At 35.9% G+C, this 4,535-nt stretch carries 5 protein-coding genes and 2 pseudogenes; 2 read left to right on the plus strand and 5 right to left on the minus strand.

What is annotated here, in order from left to right; genetic code table 11:
• Positions 1 to 407 precede the first annotated feature (407 nt).
• Positions 408 to 1,153: pseudogene (locus ACP6PL_RS10645) on the plus strand (IS5 family transposase).
• A gap of 246 nt (positions 1,154 to 1,399) precedes the next feature.
• Here ACP6PL_RS10645 and ACP6PL_RS10650 read toward each other — a convergent pair.
• On the minus strand, positions 1,400 to 1,711 hold the full coding sequence (locus ACP6PL_RS10650) for a hypothetical protein (RefSeq protein WP_426545232.1): 312 nt from the start codon (positions 1,709 to 1,711) through the stop codon (positions 1,400 to 1,402).
• 27 nt (positions 1,712 to 1,738) lie between these two features.
• On the opposite strand from ACP6PL_RS10650, the gene ACP6PL_RS10655 reads away from it, so the two are divergent.
• Complete coding sequence (locus ACP6PL_RS10655; protein ID WP_426545233.1) at positions 1,739 to 2,542, plus strand: class I SAM-dependent methyltransferase; 804 nt, start codon at positions 1,739 to 1,741, stop codon at positions 2,540 to 2,542.
• A 96-nt stretch (positions 2,543 to 2,638) separates the two neighbouring features.
• Here the strand turns inward: ACP6PL_RS10655 and ACP6PL_RS10660 are convergent, their stop codons facing one another.
• From ACP6PL_RS10660 to ACP6PL_RS10675, 4 genes and pseudogenes are all read right to left on the minus strand, one after another.
• Complete coding sequence (locus tag ACP6PL_RS10660; protein ID WP_426545234.1) at positions 2,639 to 3,175, minus strand: PEP-CTERM sorting domain-containing protein; 537 nt, start codon at positions 3,173 to 3,175, stop codon at positions 2,639 to 2,641.
• Positions 3,176 to 3,673: 498 nt separating this feature from the next.
• On the minus strand, positions 3,674 to 3,811 hold the full coding sequence (locus ACP6PL_RS10665) for a hypothetical protein (protein WP_426545235.1): 138 nt from the start codon (positions 3,809 to 3,811) through the stop codon (positions 3,674 to 3,676).
• Between the two features lie 166 nt (positions 3,812 to 3,977).
• Entirely contained in the window at positions 3,978 to 4,133 is a 156-nt protein-coding gene (locus ACP6PL_RS10670) for a hypothetical protein (protein WP_426545236.1), read from the minus strand.
• Between the two features lie 141 nt (positions 4,134 to 4,274).
• Positions 4,275 to 4,409, minus strand: a pseudogene (locus ACP6PL_RS10675) (transposase); the annotation flags it as partial.
• Positions 4,410 to 4,535 lie beyond the last annotated feature (126 nt).

The raw sequence follows: 4,535 nt of genomic DNA on the forward strand, positions 1-4,535 counted from the left end.
AAAATTATAACGCTACTTTTCCTTTTCCATCGCCTGATATTAAAGTAGATGGAGTGGTAGGTCCCCAAACCTGGAAAGCTTTGGGTGATGCTATCTTCAAATACACCTATTAAAACTATCGCTCTGACACAAAGCATAAGGAGTCCTCATCTAAAAGTGTTTCATTTAGGATTGGGGGGGGAGCCTTAACTAAACTTCGTTATAGTTGAGGTACTTCACTCCTTTTTTATTTATTGTATGTGTTTGTGTGTGTTTTGTTGCCCCTATATACTTAGAGGCTGTTTGTAAAGTTTTGTGAAATAAAGCGATCGCCTTAACACTTAAGTAAGAAAATGATGATTATAATGATTGTCTCTCCTATGGAAAGAAAAAACTATCCCAGTGACCTAACTGATGGACAGTGAGAAATTTTACAGCCTCTGATTCCTCCACCTAATTTGGGTGGTAGGTCTAGAAGTGTTGATATACCAGAAGTGATTAACGGTATTTTCGTTGCTTGACACAACGGTTGTACATGGCGGGCACTTCCTCATGATTTACCACCTTGGCAGACAGTGGCTACTTATTTTTATCGTTGGCAACGTAATGGAGTATGGAAACAAATCAATGACACATTACGAAAAAAAGTGAGAATTAAACACGGCAGAACTAAAGAAGCATCGGCAGCTATCATTGATTTACAGTCAGTAAAAACTACGGAAAAAGGGGGGTGCGTGGTTATGATGCGGGCAAAAAGATCAAAGGCAGGAAACGACACATTTTAGTTGATACCCAAGGGTTGTTGTTAACTGTAGTAGTACACTCAGCTCAGATACAGGATCGCTTCGGGAGCCAAATCTGTATTTCTTCAAGCTAAACATGATGCCCCAAATCTGAAAATTGTTTGGGCAGATCAAGGCTACCGAGGAAAACTGGAGAAATCAGTGCCAATGGTTTGTGGGTGTAAACTCCCTATTGTTAACAGAACTGAAAAAGGGTTTAAAGTTTTACCTAGACGTTGGGTAGTGGAAAGAACTTTTGCGAGGGCGCGGCCGTAATCGTAGACTTTCTTGCATATTATGAAGAATATTCTCACAACAGCGAAGCCTTTATTCATATTTTAATGATTCGTTTAATGCTCAAACGTTTAGCGATCGCTACTAATACTTCATAATTATTTACAAACAGCTTCTAAGAATAATTATTATTATCATTAATAAAAAATCCATATTTTCCACTGAGGTTTAATCCAAGAAATCCTTATCCAACAATAGTTTTGAGCTGCTTGTCACCCCGTGAGATTAATATGTCTAGCTTTACGGCGGTAATTGTTCTTCAAATTAGGGTTAAAGCCTTTTGTGAGGAGTATAATAAATGATAAATTATAAGTGATAAGATCGAAATAGTATAAAGCTAATGACTAAGATACTTTTTCTGGATTAATTAATTCTAATAAACCCACAAATCCTACCCAAAACGTATAGACTCCATAAGAAAATGCCTGTTTTCCTTGAACAGAAGCATAATATCCTCCTATAATAGCCTCAATACCATGAATCAAAAGAGCAGGACGTTCTACCCAAAAAATCCATTTTAAATGAGGAGAGATTTGCGAATCAGTCAAATAAACGTTAAGATTGGCAAGTTCCCATGCGAGCGCACTTGAGATTAAAATGATAGAGATGACTTTAATGCTGGTGAGTCCCCATTGTAAACTTTTTGATATGTTCATATTTTTCACTTGCTTAAGACTAGGATAATGATGATAGTTCTATTTTCTCAAATCCAGAGATTTTTAGCCAATTTTTTGATAAAATATCTGATAGATACACAACAATTAAAATTGTATCAAACCATTGACTGGGAGAAGGAAGTCACTCGCTTTCAAGCTTTAGGATTGACTTATCCATCTTACTATACATCGGTCAATTTTCACGGCATTAATCAGGGTTATCTTAATCCAGTCGCTGCTTTAACCTATGATGCTGTGACATCTTGGGCGACTTTATTCGGTGAAAAACAGTTACGTCAAGCTTTAATTCATTCTATTAAGGGTGAACCTCAAACCATTTTAGATTTAGGTTGTGGGACAGGTTCAATGACAATTGAACTCAAAAAAACTTTCTATAGCGCAAAGGTAATAGGCTTAGATTTATCTGCTTATATGTTAGTGATGGCTGACGATAAAGCCAAACAGCAAACCCTTAATATTGAGTGGAAACAAGGGTTAGCAGAAGCAACAACTTTTCCCGATTCTAGTTTTGATGTGATCACTATTTCTATGTTGCTGCACGAAACGCCACCTCATATTTCTCTAGCTATTTTAAAAGAAGCTTATCGGCTACTTACTTGGCAAGGACAATTAATGATTCTGGATGGGAATCAACAAAGATTGCGTCATGTTTTATGGTTGGCTAAACTTTTTAGAGAACCTTATTCTCCTGTTTATTCTCAAGGAGATATCAGACAATGGTTAAAGTCAGTTGGATTTCAAGATGTACAAATGCAGCCTATCAGGGGGATTTATCAAGTTAGTCATTCAATGAAACTTTATACTTTATGAATGACGAAGGGTGGGCAAGAAAAGGAAAACTTGCCCACCCTACAAACTTCTATGAAGATGTAACCGTTTTAGTAAATATTTTTGTACTGAATTAGCTTATGAAACTTTTTCTAGCTCTTTATCTGCGGATTTGGAGCGCTTCAGTTTATGCTTGAGGGTTGAGGCTGCTCCAAGAGTTCCAAGAGCTAGGAAACTGAGAGCAGAAGTTGGTTCGGGTACATGAGCAATTGTTAAGTTCCTAGCTATAAAAGTAAATGTTTCAAGAGGTAGCGGTTCTCCAATGGGAAATTGTCCCATACCTAAACCTTCACCACTACCACCTAAAAAACTAAAAGGACTTACCGGGTCATCTTCAAACCCAAATATTATAGCTGTCTCACCATCTTCTGTTACTACTTTTTTTCCTAGAAAAATTGGAGCAGGACTATTAGGAAATCCTTTAATTATTCCTTCACCTGATTGTTTGTCAAATTCATAAGTAGCCTTTCCTTTTCTATCACCACCTGAAGTCTCTTCCCAATCGAACGAACCTCCTACTTTGCCTGTCAGAGAAGCTGCTAATGTAGACTCTGAGATATTTAATACACCTAAACTAGCTAATCCCACTGCAATCAATAAAGTTTTTTGAATCATAACAAAGCTTGAAATTTATGTAAGAAATGTTGTTGACATAATGACACTAACTACAAAAATAAAGCAATAGAAAATCAGCATCTTTACTGAATCTTTATCTAGTAAAAATTTGTAAACCTATTAATTTTACAAATACTTACAAACCATAATTTTTATAGTGGTAAATCTTATAAATAGAGGATTTTTTTTCAAATAAGACAATTCAGTTTAGGAAATATTTTGACGATTTCATATTTTAGATGCCTACCCTTTTTTTGAGATATTTTTTATCATAAAATAATCTTAAAAATTCTTAATTAGTATGTAATCTCCGTCCCCATATATACTCTTTTTTTATTAATAAAAATCAATAAATAAAACTATTATTATTACTCAGATTCGTGGCATTTAAGCAGAGGATTTGATCTCAGTCAGTTTTTACCGTGAAACAACGGAAATACGTTATATTCATAAGCAAAATTTATAGTAGATTTCCAGAGGTAATAAATTTTATCTTCATCAAATATTCACAAAACTGGACAAACTTCTCTCATTTTTCAGCCCAAATACCTGACTTTTTTCTCTAGCTAAATTCTCTGCTATTTTCAAACCATCACCATCAGGGCAAGTATAATAGTCCTCACTCAATTTAGCCATTCCGTTATACAGTAGTAATGCACTTATTGAGTTTTCATCATCCCCACTGCCTACCCAAATATCCCCATACCAAATGCCCTGCTTATCCTTGCCTACAAATATAGTAGGTACAGTTTCTAGAGATTGTTTGACTTGCTCTTCTAGATAAGAGGCTGTTTGTAAATAATTATGAAGTATTAGTAGCGATCGCTAAACGTTTGAGCATTAAACGAATCATTAAAATATGAATAAAGGCTTCGCTGTTGTGAGAATATTCTTCATAATATGCAAGAAAGTCTACGATTACGGCCGCGCCCTCGCAAAAGTTCTTTCCACTACCCAACGTCTAGGTAAAACTTTAAACCCTTTTTCAGTTCTGTTAACAATAGGGAGTTTACACCCACAAACCATTGGCACTGATTTCTCCAGTTTTCCTCGGTAGCCTTGATCTGCCCAAACAATTTTCAGATTTGGGGCATCATGTTTAGCTTGAAGAAATACAGATTTGGCTCCCGAAGCGATCCTGTATCTGAGCTGAGTGTACTACTACAGTTAACAACAACCCTTGGGTATCAACTAAAATGTGTCGTTTCCTGCCTTTGATCTTTTTCTCTCCAGAACTGCCGTAATGGCAGAATGTGACCCCTGAGTGCTAATCAATGTGTCAGAAAATTCACGTCCACCCAGAATAAAAAGTTAATTGTGTCAGAAAATTCACGTCCATCCACAATAAAAAGTTAATTGT

This window comes from Dapis purpurea BLCC-M126 (assembly GCF_050015975.1).
In the GTDB taxonomy this organism is placed as follows: Bacteria; Cyanobacteriota; Cyanobacteriia; order Cyanobacteriales; family Microcoleaceae; genus Trichodesmium.

What these genes read in the sequence shown, in the direction of transcription:
- ACP6PL_RS10650 (WP_426545232.1), bottom strand. Translation starts at nt 1,711, where the DNA reads ATGAACATATCAAAAAGTTTACAATGGGGACTCACCAGCATTAAAGTC.
- ACP6PL_RS10655 (WP_426545233.1), top strand. Translation starts at nt 1,739, where the DNA reads ATGATGATAGTTCTATTTTCTCAAATCCAGAGATTTTTAGCCAATTTT.
- ACP6PL_RS10660 (WP_426545234.1), bottom strand. Translation starts at nt 3,175, where the DNA reads ATGATTCAAAAAACTTTATTGATTGCAGTGGGATTAGCTAGTTTAGGT.
- ACP6PL_RS10665 (WP_426545235.1), bottom strand. Translation starts at nt 3,811, where the DNA reads ATGGCTAAATTGAGTGAGGACTATTATACTTGCCCTGATGGTGATGGT.